The 16,853-nt window shown below is 42.9% G+C and carries 19 protein-coding genes; 8 read left to right on the forward strand and 11 right to left on the reverse strand.

The genetic code is table 11. The annotated features are described in order from the left end of the window. Window positions 1–95 precede the first annotated feature (95 nt). On the reverse strand, window positions 96–476 hold the full coding sequence (crcB, locus tag HRT75_RS04810) for a fluoride efflux transporter CrcB (RefSeq protein WP_272833584.1): 381 nt from the start codon (window positions 474–476) through the stop codon (window positions 96–98). Further along, window positions 476–1,537 carry an SRPBCC family protein gene (locus HRT75_RS04815; RefSeq protein ID WP_291183234.1) on the reverse strand — a complete coding sequence of 354 codons (1,062 nt, stop codon included), beginning with the start codon at window positions 1,535–1,537 and terminating at the stop codon, window positions 476–478. Before HRT75_RS04815 ends, crcB begins: the two co-directional genes overlap by 1 nt. Window positions 1,538–1,623: 86 nt before the next feature. On the opposite strand from HRT75_RS04815, the gene HRT75_RS04820 reads away from it, so the two are divergent. After that, on the forward strand, window positions 1,624–3,651 hold the full coding sequence (locus HRT75_RS04820; RefSeq protein ID WP_291183237.1) for a dihydrofolate reductase: 2,028 nt from the start codon (window positions 1,624–1,626) through the stop codon (window positions 3,649–3,651). A 74-nt stretch (window positions 3,652–3,725) separates the two neighbouring features. Here the strand turns inward: HRT75_RS04820 and HRT75_RS04825 are convergent, their stop codons facing one another. The 8 genes from HRT75_RS04825 to HRT75_RS04860 form a co-directional block, all read right to left on the reverse strand. Continuing rightward, the gene (locus HRT75_RS04825; protein WP_291183239.1) at window positions 3,726–4,148 is read right to left on the reverse strand and encodes a hypothetical protein; all 423 of its coding nucleotides are present in this window, start codon (window positions 4,146–4,148) and stop codon (window positions 3,726–3,728) included. 92 nt (window positions 4,149–4,240) lie between these two features. Then, the gene (locus HRT75_RS04830; protein ID WP_291183241.1) at window positions 4,241–4,873 is read right to left on the reverse strand and encodes a response regulator transcription factor; all 633 of its coding nucleotides are present in this window, start codon (window positions 4,871–4,873) and stop codon (window positions 4,241–4,243) included. Continuing rightward, window positions 4,870–6,240, reverse strand: a complete 1,371-nt coding sequence (locus tag HRT75_RS04835; protein WP_291183243.1) for a sensor histidine kinase — start codon at window positions 6,238–6,240, stop codon at window positions 4,870–4,872. The genes HRT75_RS04830 and HRT75_RS04835 overlap by 4 nt, the downstream gene beginning before the upstream one ends. Beyond that, window positions 6,240–7,988 (reverse strand): ATP-binding protein, encoded by a 1,749-nt coding sequence (locus HRT75_RS04840; RefSeq protein ID WP_291183245.1) that lies wholly within the window; start codon window positions 7,986–7,988, stop codon window positions 6,240–6,242. Before HRT75_RS04840 ends, HRT75_RS04835 begins: the two co-directional genes overlap by 1 nt. A gap of 41 nt (window positions 7,989–8,029) precedes the next feature. Then, window positions 8,030–8,446 (reverse strand): hypothetical protein, encoded by a 417-nt coding sequence (locus tag HRT75_RS04845; protein WP_291183247.1) that lies wholly within the window; start codon window positions 8,444–8,446, stop codon window positions 8,030–8,032. Between the two features lie 18 nt (window positions 8,447–8,464). After that, window positions 8,465–9,505 carry a hypothetical protein gene (locus HRT75_RS04850; RefSeq protein WP_291183249.1) on the reverse strand — a complete coding sequence of 347 codons (1,041 nt, stop codon included), beginning with the start codon at window positions 9,503–9,505 and terminating at the stop codon, window positions 8,465–8,467. Beyond that, window positions 9,498–9,818, reverse strand: a complete 321-nt coding sequence (locus HRT75_RS04855) for a hypothetical protein (RefSeq protein WP_291183251.1) — start codon at window positions 9,816–9,818, stop codon at window positions 9,498–9,500. Before HRT75_RS04855 ends, HRT75_RS04850 begins: the two co-directional genes overlap by 8 nt. A gap of 131 nt (window positions 9,819–9,949) precedes the next feature. Then, the gene (locus HRT75_RS04860) at window positions 9,950–10,138 is read right to left on the reverse strand and encodes a hypothetical protein (protein ID WP_291183253.1); all 189 of its coding nucleotides are present in this window, start codon (window positions 10,136–10,138) and stop codon (window positions 9,950–9,952) included. Window positions 10,139–10,184: 46 nt separating this feature from the next. Between HRT75_RS04860 and HRT75_RS04865 the strand changes: the two genes are divergently transcribed. Beyond that, window positions 10,185–10,571 (forward strand): nucleoside triphosphate pyrophosphohydrolase family protein, encoded by a 387-nt coding sequence (locus HRT75_RS04865; RefSeq protein ID WP_291183255.1) that lies wholly within the window; start codon window positions 10,185–10,187, stop codon window positions 10,569–10,571. Here the strand turns inward: HRT75_RS04865 and HRT75_RS04870 are convergent. Continuing rightward, window positions 10,568–11,638: a branched-chain amino acid aminotransferase gene (locus HRT75_RS04870; protein WP_291183257.1), complete on the reverse strand. Its 1,071-nt coding sequence runs from the start codon at window positions 11,636–11,638 to the stop codon at window positions 10,568–10,570. The two genes, HRT75_RS04865 and HRT75_RS04870, sit on opposite strands and share 4 nt — an antisense overlap. Before the next feature lie 106 nt (window positions 11,639–11,744). Here HRT75_RS04870 and HRT75_RS04875 point away from each other — a divergent pair, with 106 nt between their 5' ends. From HRT75_RS04875 to HRT75_RS04900, 6 genes are all read left to right on the forward strand, one after another. Then, complete coding sequence (locus HRT75_RS04875; protein ID WP_291183259.1) at window positions 11,745–12,287, forward strand: DUF4920 domain-containing protein; 543 nt, start codon at window positions 11,745–11,747, stop codon at window positions 12,285–12,287. Between the two features lie 3 nt (window positions 12,288–12,290). After that, window positions 12,291–12,959, forward strand: coding sequence for a tRNA (5-methylaminomethyl-2-thiouridine)(34)-methyltransferase MnmD (gene mnmD / locus HRT75_RS04880; protein ID WP_291183261.1), 669 nt, complete (start codon window positions 12,291–12,293; stop codon window positions 12,957–12,959). A gap of 54 nt (window positions 12,960–13,013) precedes the next feature. Further along, window positions 13,014–13,916, forward strand: a complete 903-nt coding sequence (locus tag HRT75_RS04885; RefSeq protein ID WP_291183263.1) for a TIGR01777 family oxidoreductase — start codon at window positions 13,014–13,016, stop codon at window positions 13,914–13,916. A 93-nt stretch (window positions 13,917–14,009) separates the two neighbouring features. Beyond that, on the forward strand, window positions 14,010–14,564 hold the full coding sequence (locus tag HRT75_RS04890; protein ID WP_291183265.1) for a nucleotide exchange factor GrpE: 555 nt from the start codon (window positions 14,010–14,012) through the stop codon (window positions 14,562–14,564). Window positions 14,565–14,573: 9 nt separating this feature from the next. After that, on the forward strand, window positions 14,574–15,692 hold the full coding sequence (gene dnaJ, locus HRT75_RS04895) for a molecular chaperone DnaJ (RefSeq protein WP_291183267.1): 1,119 nt from the start codon (window positions 14,574–14,576) through the stop codon (window positions 15,690–15,692). A 234-nt stretch (window positions 15,693–15,926) separates the two neighbouring features. Beyond that, entirely contained in the window at window positions 15,927–16,853 is a 927-nt protein-coding gene (locus HRT75_RS04900) for an ATP-binding cassette domain-containing protein (RefSeq protein WP_291183269.1), read from the forward strand.

Here is a 16,853-nt window from a genome sequence, read left to right on the forward strand (position 1 = left end):
AGACCAGTTTTGATACTTGTATTGGACTGTAGTACAAATCATTTTGATTCAATTGAAGAATAAAACTACAATTTTTAATTCAATGGCAAGGCTTCTTAGGAATTTATTCCGATGCGACTGAGCCAAATCCCAAGACCAACTGCCGCAATTCCCACCAAAACACTACCAGCCATATAGCCAACAAAATTGGCCAACTGACCGTCTTTTAAGAATTGTTGTCCTTCTAGGGCATAGGTGGAAAAAGTAGTGAACCCGCCACAGAACCCTACAGACAATAACCAGAGCAGGGTTTGATCCATCCAAGAAAAGCGCATGCTCCAGCCAAATAGCAATCCGATCAGCAAACAACCGATCATATTGACCATAAAGGTTCCCCAGAAAGGAGAATAATTTAGATGCGCTGTCCAAGTATTAACGCCATAGCGCAAAACACTACCCAATCCGCCTCCTAAAAAGACCAGTAATACAGCTTTCATTAATTAATGGTTTCTGTTGGTGCGATAATAGGAACATAGACCTCGGTCAACCAGTTGGCAGGGTTTGGTTCCAATCCAGGATCTGAAGCGTAGACCTCAAATTGAGCTTTTTCTGGATCCAGCATCAAGGCCTTTTCTTCGATGTAGGTATGAGCGGCTTTGTAGGCCTCATCCAATTGATCATAGTTTCCTTTTAGCGTGGTTTTGATCGCTGTTAAAGGTTCAATATATCCGCACAAAACATTGCTGTCTGGAGCGGTATTGATGCGTTCTTTTACCGGAATGGCTGCGGAAAAGATAACAGTTCCTGCGGCTTCATCCATTTGATGGAAGATGGTAAAAGGCGCACCGCTTTGCTGAATGTTATTGGATTGCATATAGGTCATCACCTCGCCTAACATGGGACCCATTTTAGCCGCTCGGCCTGCAGTTGTTGCAGATTCAGTCACGTACATATAATAGCCGCCTCCATATTCCACGATCCCGTCAAAACTCACAGAGAACTTGGCCATCTGTTCCAAAATGTGGTTCTCCATATTTTCCAAACCTTTTTCATACATTTCTTTAGTGGCCTCTTCAAAGGATCCGGACTGAAACGACATAAAGACCTTTTCCAATAGACTGAGTTCTCCTTTCATACCCCAGCTTACGCGGGTGGTGTTGTCCGGTCCCGGTTCAAAGCTCCAATAGACATCAGAGGAGCTATCGCCCAAAGGCGTATTGAAGGTGATCTTTTGTTCTATGGCTTCATTTTCTGTAATGGCCACGGTTTTCATATTACCTTGACCCACTTCTGGGTGATCGCTGACCCAAGAATATCCAGCGCCAACACCTTGGAGGGTATCGCTATAGGTGATCTGTACATTCGGATCGGTTTGCATCCAAGGACCCCATTGACTCCAGCTCTGATAATTATATGCAGTCTTAAAGGCCAATGATTGAGGTACTTTGAGATCTTTGGTAGCCGTGACGTCAAAAGTGCCGTCTTGAGCTCCGAAGTAGACCGCTCCTGCCACTAAGATCACGAGGATCAGCAAAAACAAATACTTTAAAAACTTCATGTTTTCTAGCTGTTGATGAGGCTCTAAGATATCAAATTCAACGGGAATATTTTGCTACATTTGCGCATATCTAAACTAACTATATTATGAATATCAAATACCTTTTAGCAGGATGCTTTCTTGCGCTAGGGCTTATCTCTTGTCAGGAATCTGCAAACGATTCTGGCGCAGAGACTACCAATTCACAGGCCGAGCAGGAATTTCAATATCAGATTGATCAGTTCGCGGATCTGAAGATCTTGCGTTACAAGATTGACGGCTGGGATGATCTGACCCTCAAAGAGCAAAAGCTGGTTTACTATTTAACCCAAGCTGGATTAGCAGGCCGCGATATTATGTGGGCTCAAAACTACAGACATAACTTGGCCATTCGCGCAGCTTTAGAAAACGTTTACACGAATTACCAAGGTGATAAATCTAGCGATGATTGGAAAGCTTTTGAGGTGTACCTTAAACGCGTGTGGTTCTCCAACGGAATTCACCACCATTATTCCAATGATAAATTAAAGCCAGAGTTTGCACAGAGCTATTTGAAAGAGCTATTGGCTGCTACCAATACAGAATTGAATGCCGAGGCTTTTGAAGTGATCTTTAACGATGCAGATTCTAAGAAAGTAAATCTGAGTAAAGATGCGGATATCGTTTTGGAAAGTGCGATCAATTTCTACGGACCTGATGTTACTGAGGCCGATGTTGAAGCTTACTACAGCGCTATTGAGGTAGATGCTGATGAGCCAATTGAAGTTGGATTGAACACCCGTTTGGTTAAGGAAGATGGTCAATTGGTCGAGCAAGTTTACAAAAGTGGTGGCATGTATGGTGCTGCAATTGATGAGATCATTAAATGGTTGGAGCTCGCTAAAGGCGTGGCTGAAAGCGAGAATCAAGCCAAGGCTTTAGGGTTGCTCATTGAGTACTATCGAACAGGTAGCCTGGATACTTGGGATGACTATGCCGTGGCTTGGGTAAACTCCACCGAAGGAAACATTGATTGGATCAACGGCTTTATTGAAGTGTATAACGATCCTAAAGGTTACAAAGGATCCTATGAGACCATCGTGGAAATCAAAGATTTTGATATGTCTAAGAAGATGGCGGTGCTTTCTAAAGAGGCCCAGTGGTTTGAGGACAATTCTCCTTTGATGGACGAACACAAAAAGGACAGTGTTACTGGAGTTTCTTATAAGACCGTAAATGTAGCAGGAGAGGCGGGAGATGCTTCACCTTCTACGCCGATTGGAGTGAATCTGCCTAACAACAACTGGATCCGTCAAAAGCACGGCAGTAAGTCTGTGTCTTTAGGAAACATCATTAACTCTTATGCCAATGCCGGTAGCACTGGACGCCTTAAGGAATTTGCTTATGACTCTTTAGAGATCGAACTAGAAACTAAATACGGGCAATTGGCCGATAAGCTGCACACGGCGCTTCACGAGGTGGTTGGACACGCTTCTGGACAGATCAATCCAGGGGTTGGAACTCCAAAAGAGACCTTGAAGAGTTATAAATCAACCATTGAAGAAGGTCGTGCAGATCTTTTTGGATTGTATTATTTAATGGACCCTAAGCTACAAGAACTCGGTTTGGTTGAAGACTGGGAGAAAACCGGTATGGCAGCCTATGACGGTTATATCCGTAACGGTTTGGTAAGTCAATTGGTGCGTTTGGAGTTGGGTGCTGATGTAGAAGAAGCGCATATGCGTAACCGCCAATGGGTGAGTGCTTGGGCTTATGAGCAAGGTTTAGAAGACAATGTGATCGAGAAGATCGTTCAAGACGGAAAGACCTATTACAACATCAACGATTATCAAAAGTTACGTGAGATCTTTGGGCGTCTCTTACGCGAGACTCAACGTATTACCTCAGAAGGAGATTACGACGCAGCTAAAGCCTTGGTAGAGGACTACGGAGTGAAAGTTGACCAGAACTTGCATAAAGAAGTACTGGATAGAAACAGTAAGTTCACTTCTGCTCCTTATGGTGGATTTGTGAATCCTGAGATCGTTCCGGTAATGAACGATGCAGGTGAGATCACTGGTTTTGAAATAAAGCAACCTGCTAGTTTTGAGTCGCAGATGCTGGATTACGCCAAGCGTTATAATTTCCTGAAGTAAACAGGAATCGAGAAAATAAAAAAACCTCCCGACCTTGGTGGTTCCGGGAGGTTTTTTATGGTTTTGAAATGCTATTATTCTTTTCGTAGGATTCCTTCAGAGGTGTAACCCCAGTCCGTATTACCGCTTTCGCCATCTTCATTGCTTACATGGCGCAAGTGATGCACAGAAATGCGGTTTCTGTCTAACCAGACAATGGAATACATTTGAGTTTCTGTCCAAGCGCCACCTTTGTTCATCCAAACAAAGCTGATCTGTTCGCCATAACCTTTGGACCAGATGACCTCATTCATTTTGTACTTGGCTCGGTCACCGTCTTCATCAATATATACGGAATAGACATTATTGTCCTCAATGTAGAGGGTAATTTCATTTTCATCTCCGTTAGAGGTGATTAATGAGCCTGACCAAATTCCGTCAAAATCGCGGCTTTGGGCGGTGGCGTCAGTTGTGGTTAAAAATAAACTAAGAATAGTGAGGAGTGCTAATTTATACATGATAATTGAATTAATTTCTACAATATTAGTGAGCAGATTGAAGTGGTAATATACCCAGTGGCGGGTAGATTGGGGATGCAAATAGAATTCATTTAAGATTCAAAATTGTATTTGGTTTCTAAGGCGTAGCGGAGAAGTTCTCCTTTGCCTGAGAGCCCTAATTTACGAATCATATTTTTACGGTGCTTTTCAATGGTGGAAACCGAGTTGAATCTGATCTCAGCGATCTCGCTAGAAGACTTTCCTTCTCCGATCAATCTTAGGATCTCTCGTTCACTTTTAGACAGTAAGCTTTTTTTAGCACCTTGCCCAGAAGGATTGCTCGCAGCTTCCACATCGATGGTCTTGTCAAAAAAGGTTCCTCCCTTATGTACTTCCTTAATGGCAGTAAGCACGTCTTCCAAAGGAGAGTTTTTAAGCAAATATCCTTTGGCACCTGCAGCGATCATTTCGCTTACAGCTCCTTGATCTTCAAACATGGTAAAGGCAATGACCTTGGTGTGTGGGCGTTCTTTTAAAATGTATTTACAAGCTGTAATACCGTCCATTTTCGGCATTTTTATATCGGTCAATACTACATGGGGTTGTTTGAGATTGACCAAGTTTACCAAGGCTTCTCCGTCGTTGACCATGCCAACTACACTAATGTCTTCCTCGTATTTGAGTAAGAGATTGATTCCGTCAATTAAGGACTGATGGTCCTCTGCTATTGCTACGCGTATCATAAAGGTATGTCTATTAAAATGCTACTGCCTTTTCCGGGTCGGCTGTCTATTTCCATAGTGCCTTCCCAATGTTCCACACGGGTCTCAATACTGGAGAGTCCCATGCCTTGTCTTAATGTTTTTTGATCGCCTTTAAAACCCTGGCCATCATCTTCAACAACAATGCTCAAAAAATTCTCGTGTTTGGTCAATGAGATGCTCACAAATCGGGCTTTGGCATGTTTGATCACGTTGGTGACCAATTCTTGAATAATTCTAAAAATGGAGATCTCCATGGTGGCATCCAAACGATCATTGAGCCCAAATTGCTGCAGTTCAATCTCAAGGGCGCCTGCAATGGAATTGGTCTTGATGAGCTGATGAATGGCTGGCAATAAACCGTCTTGAGCCATGACTCCGCTGTTCTTGGCATGTGAAAAACTGCGAACGTCTTCATATGCCTTGTCCAAAAGCTCTCGTGTTTTGGTAAAGAACTGCTCTTTATTTTCTAGTTGATCTTTATGCTTGTTTAAATATTCGAACTGCATTTTTGCTGCGGATAGGGTAGCGCCTACGCTGTCGTGAAGGTCACTGGCCAGGCGTTGTCGTTCCTTTTCCTGACCGGTAAGCATGGCGTCAATGGCCCGCAGTTCCTGATCTTTTATTAACGTGATAACCTTTTGAGCCTCTAACTTTTCGTTTTCTTCGGAGAGTAATTTGAGCCTTTCGGTTTCCTTATTTCTATACCCGATGATCACAGCGAAAACTATGGCCTCAAGGGTTATACCGATCACAGTAAAACTCAGCAGTTGAAATCCAAAGCGCTCACTAAACTCAGCAATAGAGATAAAAAAGCTTGTAAAGAAGGTAAGAACAGCTCCTATAAAGTAGAATGTTGATCCCAATAACAAATAGCGTGAATAAATAGTATTGAGTTTATAGAGTTGATAAAAGATCCGCGCTGCAAAGATGATGTACGCCAAAGCGTATAGATTGAACAGCATGATCTGATAATTCAAACCCTCTGGGCCTAAAAAGTAGACCAGGATCAAAGGAGCGTTGAGCGCAAAAGCGATCTTAGAAGCTCGGTCTAAAATGCGGTGCCATTTGGGATTCTCTGTTTTAAAATCAACAAGGGTATTGACAAAGCACAGATAGAATCCACCACTTAAGCACAGCAGTAATGCCCGGGTAGAAGCTAAGGGAATATCATTGGGCATGCCTAGATTCCATTGTAATAAATACAAGGCTAAGCACAGCATATAAAACGAATAATAGAGGTAGTAGGACTTCTTGTTTTGGGCGTAGATGATCAGGTGGTAGACTACCAAAAACAGCAAACCTCCTGTGAAAAAGCTGTAGACGTTAGATGTAAGGTCGTTCCACATTAGAGCGGAATGTCTATGATTATACTTGCACCTTTGCCGGGCGTGCTATCCACTTCCATTTGCCCTTCCATGTGCTCCACACGCTTTTCAATACTGCCTAGGCCCATTCCATCCTTGTCGGTGAATTTGCCCACTTTAAAGCCCTTTCCATTGTCTTCCACAACCAGATTGAGCACATCCTCATGTTGGGTGAGAGAAATATTGGCTTCCGTAGCCTCCGCGTGCTTGATGATGTTGGTGACCAGTTCTTGAACCATTCTAAACACAGCAATTTCTAAAGACCCTTCCATGCGTTGATCCAAGCCGTAATCTTGAACTTCTACATTTAATTTTCCTGTTGCTGCTGCGTTGCGGGCTAGCTTTTTTACTGCTGGCAACAGGCCGTGTTTGGCAATAACCCCAGAGTTTTTGGCATGCGCCATAGAGCGAACCTCCGAATAGGCTTCTTCCAGGAGTGTTTGGGTGCGCTCGTAGAATTCTTCTTCATTGTCCAGTTTTCCACGGTGTTTTTTGAGGTGCTCAAACTGCATTTTAGCTGCGGAGAGGGTCGCGCCCACGCTGTCGTGTAGGTCGCTCGCCAAGCGCTGACGTTCTTTTTCCTGCCCAGCGATCATGGCGTCAATGGTGCTGAGCTCCTGATCTTTGAGCAGTTTCTCGGTCTTCTGTACCTCAATCTCTTTTTCCTGCTCTGCAATACGTTGCTTACGTTTGGTATTGCGGTACACCAAAAAGCCAATGATACTACCGAGTAGTAATAGACCTCCCAAGCCATAAGCGATGTTTTGGTTGCGGGTGGATTCTTGTTTTTGTATTAGGGTTTCTTTTTCGCTTTCAACGAGTTGAATTTTCGCCTCAGCAACTTCAATATTTAAATTTTGATAGCGATCATCAGTACTGTCAGTTATCGCTTTTTGTTTTTCTAGATAGAAAAGAACTTTTTTGTAATCTTCAGTGTTGCGATAAAGAAGCTCAAGGTTTTTGTAGAAAATTCGTTTTGTCTTAGAGACGTTGACTTTTATTGGAAGGCTATCTGCTTTATTGTAATACTTAATGGCTAAGTCGTACTGTTCGAGACCAGCATAAGACTCGCCAAGATTATTGTATGCAAAAGCGAGATATTCTATTTGATTGTTCTTTAAGAAGTAATCTGCCGCCGCATTAAAAGATTCAATGGCCTTTTTATACAACTTCATTTTGGCCGAATTATAGGCCACTCCTTTGTTGAATTGAAAGCTTACCGCCCTTAGGGTGTCATCGGTGGTATATGCCAGATCAATTGCTTTGTCATAATAGGCAATTGCGTTGTCCATGTCGTCTTTGTGATTGAACTCCGTGGCCAGCCTTCCGTATGCTTGTGTTAAATAAGATGGATCATCTACATCTTCTGCAAATTCAACCAATTCATCTAAATAGGGTTTAATTTTTGATTTGATTGCCTTTTGATGTGATAGGGTTTCAATAATCAAAACATTCGCATCTGCCTCTTTATAAAGACTGTCGATAGATTTCCAATTCCGCTTGGCGTTCAAGAAGTTCCTAAACGCACTGTCATGCTTATCAAGGCCTAAAAATGCTCTCCCAATGAGAACTTGTCCTTCAGCCAGTTGTGCTTTATCCGAATTCTCAGTGTTGGTGAAATCTTCTAAAGCTACGATCACTTTTTCAAATTCATTGTTTTCCAACAAAGACTCGACATTGTCAAAGTCTGGGACTTGAGCATAAATAGTGCCGGTGGCTAAAACTGCCACCAGCACAACTAATTGTTTTATGTATTTGATAGGTGTCAATCTTATTGTGTTCCAATTAAAATTGATCCTTCTTTGTCGTCTGGTGAACCACCAATGTCAGGGGTTTGGCACTCAGGTCTAGTGCAAGTTTGGCTTTGAACAGATACTCTAAACCAAAATGCTTGTTGATCTCCTATTCCAAGTTGCATGCCATCTAAATCCTGATTAAATATGTCATTGGAAGCACCGAAGTTTGAATGAGAAGAAAGCCTCAATTCAAGCATGCGGTGCGCATTGCAGAAAAGAGCATTATGTATTTTGTATTTGTCGCCAGCAAAATTCTTATTTACTAATCTAAAGTGTCCTCTTGAGACATCCTTAAGATTATTTTTCCAATATAATTTCGCTGTTATTATTACGTCGTCGTCTTCAAATACCTTTTGGTATTGATACGAACCAACTCTAATTGGGGAGCTCATAACTTTCTTGATTTTAAATTAAACAAACGATTCTATTTCAAATTTTTCAAAAGGTATTTTTCCTTTTGGTAAGTGTAAATATTCTGTTGTTTCAAACTTGTAATTGAACAAGTAGTTGATATTGTTTATATAAGAAAAACCATCATCGCTTCTTTTGTCATCGGCAAATAGCAAACCAACTACATGCTTATTGCAATCATAAACTATTGATCCACTATCTCCAGAATTAGATATTTTAGAAGACTGAATTTGTTTCTTAAAAAGGCTTTTAACACCGTGTACACTAACTCTTACAGTTGTATTTCGTGATCTTATTATTCCTGTGGTATCATTGGTTTTAAACCCTGTTTTTTTAATTTTCAAACCTCGTTTCGGCCTTCTGTTTAATCCGCATAAATGATCTCCATTTTTCAGTCCGCTTTTAACTCTATCTTCGTCTTCTATTCTGTAGAACGCCGCGTCGATAAAAGGTTTGAACTTATCCCAAACCAAATACCCTGAGCGAGCACTTTCAAGATCATTGTTGGTAAGGCCTTTAACTCTAGGATTAAATATATCGTCGATTCTTTCTGAATTGTTGTCCTGCAGAACATGATGATTGGAAACACCGAACATGCCTTCTATGCCCTTCAGATAAAATACACAGCCAAGTGTTCCACCATAACGTCTAGGATAGTTGCTAACGCTTTTGCCACCTTGAATAACTGGATCATACATAAAATCTACAGACTTGTTTTCGTCTATGTTGGAAACATCGTCAGCATCAATGATTCGTGTCTTGATTTTTAACTCTTTTGAACTTGAAACTGATGTTAAATTTTTATTTCTAATTGGAAGATATTCTGGAATATCTACAGGTATTCCGAGTCGATCGTTTTTACCGCCCTTTCTAGCAAATTCCAGCTCAAAATGATACCACCACTTACGTGATTTAATAACCGAAATGTATATTAAATCAGGATCTTTTTGGAAATATTCATCATCCCACTGAGATAGCGCAAGATCAGCTTGTTTTTCGCTTCGGTAGTATTTAAATAACCCCAACATCTTATCACCCAATCGGCTGTACCAAATACACCAATACAAAGATGGCTAAGGCTCCGCCTGCTTTAAGATTTAAACTCATGGTAGATTTGTCTTCCGCTGTTTTAAGCGCGTTATTACCTACCTCTATAAAGCCCGGGAGTGCAATAGATATTGCCGCCGCTCCAAAGGCTATAAAAATGCGCAAAACGTGCATTTGTTCATCTGGTGTTGTTGACTTTAGATCGCCGGCTAGTTTATAACAAAAGATTAGCGTTGCTATTCCGGCAAAGAACAGTAAGGTGTGAGGGATCACCTCTTTTACTACAGGATTGTTGAATAGTTTCATAGGTCAAAATTGAGAATAGTATAGCCCCAAAAACATACCCGTTAGGGGGTATTTTTTTGAAAAGTTAGGCTGCAAATGTTAAAATTCCAATTTGCAATCCTCAATATATTTGTTAAGGAAGTGGCTTAGGACTATAGGTTTAGCACCTCTTTAAGCCCCAGTAGTGCGAGTAGGAAAAGGATGAACCCAAGCAGGATCCATTTAGCACCCTTGTATTGTTTAAGGTGTAGGTTCTTGTCTTTGCGGTACGCCCAGATCATAGCCAAAACAAAAGCAAGGACAAAAAAACTTATAAAAACAATACGTCCGGTCGTGAACATCTTTGTAGATTTAGCTTTTACAAAATTACAACTTAGAACCCACATTATGCAAGATAAAATTGCTGCCGTTCAGGCTTTTCACGACGCTTTTGGTTTAGACAGTTTAAAAGCTCCTAAGGCCCATTTGGGAGAGGACAAACATTTGTTGCGCTATAAACTCATGCGTGAAGAGAATGAGGAGTATCTAGAGGCTGCCAATAATGCAGACTTGGTTGAGGTTGCTGATGCTTTGGGCGATATGCTTTATATTCTTTGCGGAACCATCATAGAACACGGGCTGCAACACAAAATTGAAGAGGTCTTTACAGAAATTCAGCGCAGCAATATGAGCAAATTGGGTGCAGACGGAAAACCCATCTATAGAGAAGATGGTAAAGTACTCAAAGGGCCCAATTACTTCAAGCCCAATATTGCTGAGATTTTAGATGCTTAATTGATCGCGTAGCGCCAGCCGTATGGATCATCAGCTAGGTTGTGCTGAATGTTCATCAAGGCCGATTTGAATTTTTTGGCGTAGCTATCTTCTGAACTAGCTATGTCAAATTGTTCTCCCTTATAGCTAAACCCGCTTACCGGGCTGATCACCGCTGCAGTTCCTGCTCCGAAGATCTCCTTTAAGGTTCCATTTTTAGCAGCTGCCACAACTTCATCCACCAAAACACGTCTTACTTCTACGTTTATTCCAGCGTCCTTGGCAATTTGAATCACACTTTTACGAGTAATTCCGTCCAGGATTCTGTCGTTGGTCGGTGCAGTAAGCAGTGTGTCGCCAATTCTAAAGAACACGTTCATGGTACCCGCTTCCTCCAGGTATTTGTGTTCATTGGCATCGGTCCAGATCACTTGCTGATAGCCCATTTCCTTAGCTAGGTTGGTAGGGTAGAACTGAGCTCCGTAGTTACCAGCAGCCTTGGCAGCACCTACACCGCCATCGGCAGCGCGAGAAAAGTGTTCTGCAATCACCACTTTCACTTCTCCGGTATAATAAGCTTGAGCCGGCGAGAGGATGATCATAAATTTATACTGATCCGAGGGAGAGGCCGATACTCCGTTCTGCGTCGCGATAACGAACGGACGGATGTACAAGGAGTTTCCAAGCCCTGGTCTGATCCAAGCCTTATCCATTCTTAGTAAAGTCTCTAAACCTTCAAAGAAGAACTCCTTAGGGAATTCTGGGATCGCCATACGTTTTGACGACTTATTGATGCGCTCAAAATTGTCTTCTGGGCGGAACAAAAAGGCGTTCCCGTCTTCATCCTTATAAGCCTTCATGCCTTCAAATACCGCTTGGCCGTAGTGGAATACTTTAGCCGCAGGTTCAATACTCAATGGGCCGTAAGGTCTTATTTTAGGGGTTTGCCAGCTTCCGTCTACGAAATCACATTCAAACATATGGTCCGTAAAAACACGCCCGAATACAAGATTCTGAAAATCAACCTGATCTATTCTAGACTCAGGGATTTGCGTAATTTCTAGGGATTTCGAAGTAGATAACTGCATGTAAGGAAGGTTTAAAGCGCAAAATTAGCCAAAAAACCGCCACATAAAATGTAAATAATTCATAAAATTGCACTATATTAATTACTTATCATTAAATCAAAAAACAATGAGAAATCTGTTTGTTTTATTAGTTCTGGCTGCAGCCTTGGTAGGGTGTAAATCAGAAGTTTCTCAAGAAGATGCAACCATCGCGGTAGAAGAGGTTAAAGAGAGTTTTCAAAATTTTGGAGCTCCTGTAGCTGTTTCAGAAGTGATGACTCCAGACGCTTTGGCAGAATTCACCAAAACTTTAAAAGTTGGGGACACTGTTCCTGTGAAATTCAGCTCTAAGGTAAACTCTGTTTGCCAAAAGAAAGGATGCTGGATGAAGGTCGATATCGACGGAGAAGAATCCATGGTTCGTTTTAAGGACTACGCCTTCTTCATGCCTAAAGATATTGCTGGACAAGACGCCATCATTGAGGGTGTTGCCTTTATTGAGGAAGTTAGTGTAGAAGACTTAAAGCACTACGCAGAAGATGATGGTAAATCTCCAGAAGAGATCGCTGCCATCACGGAACCTAAACAATCTTTGGCCATCGTATCTAGCGGTGTTCTTTTACCCGAGGCACAAGCGGAAGAGGAGGAAGACTCCAATCCACAAGAGTAAGCTGTGAAACGCGAACTCATCCAGACCGGAGACGGATCCTGGACCATTCAATTGCCCGATTGGGACGAACAATACCATTCCAAACACGGCGCAATTGCTGAGGCCAAATACGTATTTATAAAACAAGGACTCCAGCACAAGCATGAGCTGGGGTCTTTTTTGTCTTTGTCTGTCTTGGAGATTGGATTCGGGACGGGACTCAATGCACTATTGAGTTTGGGTTTTGCCAAAGACCACAAAATTGAATTACACTACACAGGGATGGAGGCCTTTCCAGTTGCTGAGCAGGAATGGCAAGCCATGAGATATCCGGAAGATCTCGGCATGCCTTTGGCAGACTTTCAAGCCATGCATGAAGGCCCTTGGGAGCAACCACTATCCATCGATCCTCTTTTTACGTTGACCAAGCAGCAACGCACCTTTGATCAATTAGATGCCGAGCAGGCCTTTGATTTGATCTATTTTGACGCCTTTGGACCGCGTGTGCAGCCAGAACTTTGGCATCGTGATATCCTTGAAAAGACCTTCAACGCGCTTAAGCCTGGAGGTGTCTGGGTGTCTTATTGCGCTAAAGGCGATGTGCGGCGCGATCTACAATCCTTGGGCTTTGAAGTGGAGCGCTTAGATGGCCCTCCGGGCAAACGTCATATGCTCAGAGCCACAAAGCCTTAAGATAAGTTTCAGAAATAGTCCGCCGGCTAATGCGTATTTTTGTAAAAAAATAGCATGACGGTTTTAATCACAGGAGCTACTGGACTTATCGGAACTCAACTTACTGCGGACTTGCATCAGGCAGGACACACCGTTCACTTTTTAACCACCCGATCCAGTAAACTCATCCAAACCGATAATCATCGCGGTTTTCTTTGGAACCCCAAGAACAACGAGATCGATGATCAATGCTTTAACGGCGTGGACACAATTGTACATTTAGTTGGCGCACCCATTAGTGAACCTTGGACCAAAGCCTACCGACAGGAGATCGTAGAAACTCGAGTAGGTACTATGATGTTGCTGGAAGAAAGTTTGAGAAAATTGAAGCATCAAGTGACTCATTTCATTAGCGCTTCCGGAATCAGCCTATATCCAAATAGTCTCACAGAACATTATACAGAAGACAGCAGCGCGGTTGGAGATAATTTCCTGGCAGAGGTGGTTGTGCAGTGGGAAGCCGCTGCAGATCGTTTTGAGGCTATGGGGATACAAGTCGCTAAATTGCGAACCGGGGTGGTTTTAGATCCTGATCAGGGTGCTTTGCCAGAGATCATGAAACCCGTTAAACTAGGTCTTGGTGCTGCATTAGGTTCCGGGAAGCAGTGGTTCTCTTGGATTCATCGCAAAGACATTAGCGGTATTTATTTCCACCTGATCCAGAACAGGCTCAGCGGTGTGTTCAACGGTGTAGCGCCCAATCCGGTAACCAATAAAACCCTAACTCAGGGCGTTGCCCAAGCACTTGGTAAAAAAATCATTTTGCCACCGGTTCCTGGCTTTGTGCTTAAAGTGGCTCTTGGGGAGCGCGCTTTGCTTGTCTTAGAAGGGCAGAAGGTTAGTGCGGACAAGATCATAGATTCCGGATACCGCTTTGAATTCCCAGATTTAGATGCTGCCTTGTCAAATTTGCTGTAGCAGCATAAATAATTGGTGACATTTTGACATTTTTCAAACAATGGCAGTACTTTTGCACGCTGTAAATTGACCTATAAAAACAGCGTTTTTGCCATGAGCAAGAAAGACAAAAATAAAAATACCAATAGCGACGAACTGGATCAGATCTTAGATCGAGACGTCGCTGTAGATCAGCAAGAAGAAACTCCGCAAGAAACCGACTTGGAAAAAGCCCAACGCGAGTTGCAGGAGGAGAAAGACAAATTTCTAAGACTTTTTGCAGAATTTGAGAACTTTAAAAAGCGCACGAGCAGAGAGCGTGTGGAGTTGTTTAAAACCGCAGGAGAAGAGGTAATTCAATCCATGCTTCCTGTTTTGGACGATTTTGATCGCGCATTAAAAGAGATCGATCGTGCAGGTGATGACGGCCTGTTCGAAGGCGTTACCCTGATCCACAACAAGCTTAAAGAGACTTTGAAGAACAAAGGTCTGCAGCCTATTGAGATTGCAGCAGGAACAACCTTTGATGCCGATCTGCACGAGGCTGTGACGCAAATCCCTGCGCCTACGGAAGACTTGAAAGGAAAGATCATTGACGTGATTGAGAAAGGCTACACCTTAGGCGATAAGATCATCAGATACCCAAAAGTGGTGATCGGACAACAATAAGACAAGACAGTGAAAGAAGATTTTTACGAAATACTCGGCGTTGACAAAGGCGCTTCTGCTGCGGAGATCAAAAAGGCTTACCGCAAAAAGGCTATTGAGTTCCACCCAGACAAGAACCCTGGTGATGAGAAAGCAGAAGAGATGTTCAAGAAGGCTGCAGAGGCCTATGAGATCTTAAGCGATCCTCAAAAACGTCAGCAATACGATCAGTTTGGACACCAAGCTTTCCAAGGCGGCGGTTTTGGCGGCGGCGGTGGAATGAACATGGATGATATCTTCAGTCAATTCGGAGACATTTTTGGCGGTGCCTTTGGCGGCGGCGGATTTGGCGGATTTGGCGGATTCGGTGGCGGCCAACGCAGACGCAAAGGAAGCGATCTGCGTATCCGTGTGAGTTTGACCTTAGAAGAGATCGCTGCTGGTGTGGAGAAAAAGATCAAGGTGAAGCGCAAGAAAATGGCGCAAGGCACTACTTTCACTACTTGTAGCACGTGTAACGGTACCGGACAAGTCACTCGAATCCAAAATACCATTTTAGGACGTATGCAAACAGCTACTACCTGCCCTACATGTGGAGGAGTTGGGCAGATCGTAGATAAGAAGCCTGCAAACGCGGATGCGCAAGGTATGATCGCTACAGAGGAAACTGTATCGATAAAAATTCCCGCAGGAGTAGAAGACGGAATGCAGCTAAAGGTCAGTGGAAAAGGAAACGATGCCCCGGGCAACGGTATTCCTGGAGATCTTTTGGTTGCCATCACCGAGAAGCCACACGAGCTTTTACAGCGTGAAGGTGACAATCTGCATTACGATCTATACATCAGTTTCTCAGAAGCTGCTTTAGGGACCTCCAAAGAGATAGAGACCGTGAGCGGAAAGGTGCGAATCAAGATCGAATCCGGAGTGCAAAGCGGGAAGATCCTTCGTCTGCGAAGCAAAGGGATTCCAAACTTGAACGGCTACGGTAAAGGAGATCTTTTGGTTCATGTAAACGTATGGACTCCGCGCACACTTTCAAAGGAGCAAAAGGAGTTCTTTGAGCGCATGAGTGCCGATGAACATTTCCAACCAAAACCGGAAAAGGAAGACAAATCCTTTTTTGAGAAAGTGAAGGATATGTTCTCCTAAGGAAAGAGAGTTATTAAAAATATTTTTTTATATTTGACTATTACTAGATTCCTTTCTAGTGATAATTTTTCTTTTTCATAGCAATTTTTTTCCCATCCTTGATCACAGTCAAGGGTGGGTTTTATTTTTTAGGACAATTTAGAGTGTAACAAATACCCGTCCTATTGTACTAACTTTGTGTTCTATGTAGTGGTGAGCCTGCATGAACATAACCAAAAAACTTCAACGTATCTTATGAATGATTTGCTAGTTGCAGACAGTGTATCCAAGAAATTTGGTGAATATACTGCCCTCAACCAAGTCTCCATTAGTGTCCCAAAGGGAAGCGTCTTTGGACTGCTTGGGCCTAACGGAGCTGGGAAAACTACTTTTATCCGTATCATCAATCAGATCACCATGCCAGACACCGGTAGCGTAACGCTTGACGGTGAACCGCTGCGTGCTGAACACATCAAAGACATCGGTTATTTGCCAGAAGAACGCGGTTTGTACAAGTCTATGAAAGTAGGTGAACAAGCCTTGTATTTGGCCCAGTTGAAAGGACTGGATAAGGCCGAAGCCAAAAAGCGCCTGCGCATGTGGTTTGAGCGCTTAGAAATAGGGGATTGGTGGAACAAAAAGATCCAAGAACTCTCCAAAGGGATGGCTCAGAAAATTCAGTTTGTGGTTACCGTACTGCACGAACCTAAACTGTTGATTTTTGACGAACCTTTTAGCGGATTTGACCCGATCAATGCCACCCTTATTAAAGATGAGATCCTTCGTCTACGAGACAATGGAGCTACGATCATCTTTTCTACGCACCGCATGGAGTCGGTAGAAGAAATGTGTGATCATATCGCTTTGATTCACGAATCCAATAAGATTCTAGACGGTAAACTCATCGACATCAAAAGGCAAAACAAGACCAATACCTTCGAGATTGGCTTGATGACCCCGAACGAGGAGACTGTTTTAAAAGAACTTCAAGGAAAGTTCGAGGTGTCTCCGGCTCAATTCAAGAGCATCAATGATGAGCTGATGTGCAATATCAAATTAGGTGCCGATGGTTCGGCCAACGATCTGATCCAGTACCTAAGCGGGAAAGGACAACTCACGCACTTTGTAGAAGTTGTGCCTAGCGCGAACGATATCTTCATTCAAACGGTAAAAAACAGCTAA

The organism is Gilvibacter sp., assembly GCF_013214815.1.
Lineage (GTDB): Bacteria > Bacteroidota > Bacteroidia > Flavobacteriales > Flavobacteriaceae > Gilvibacter.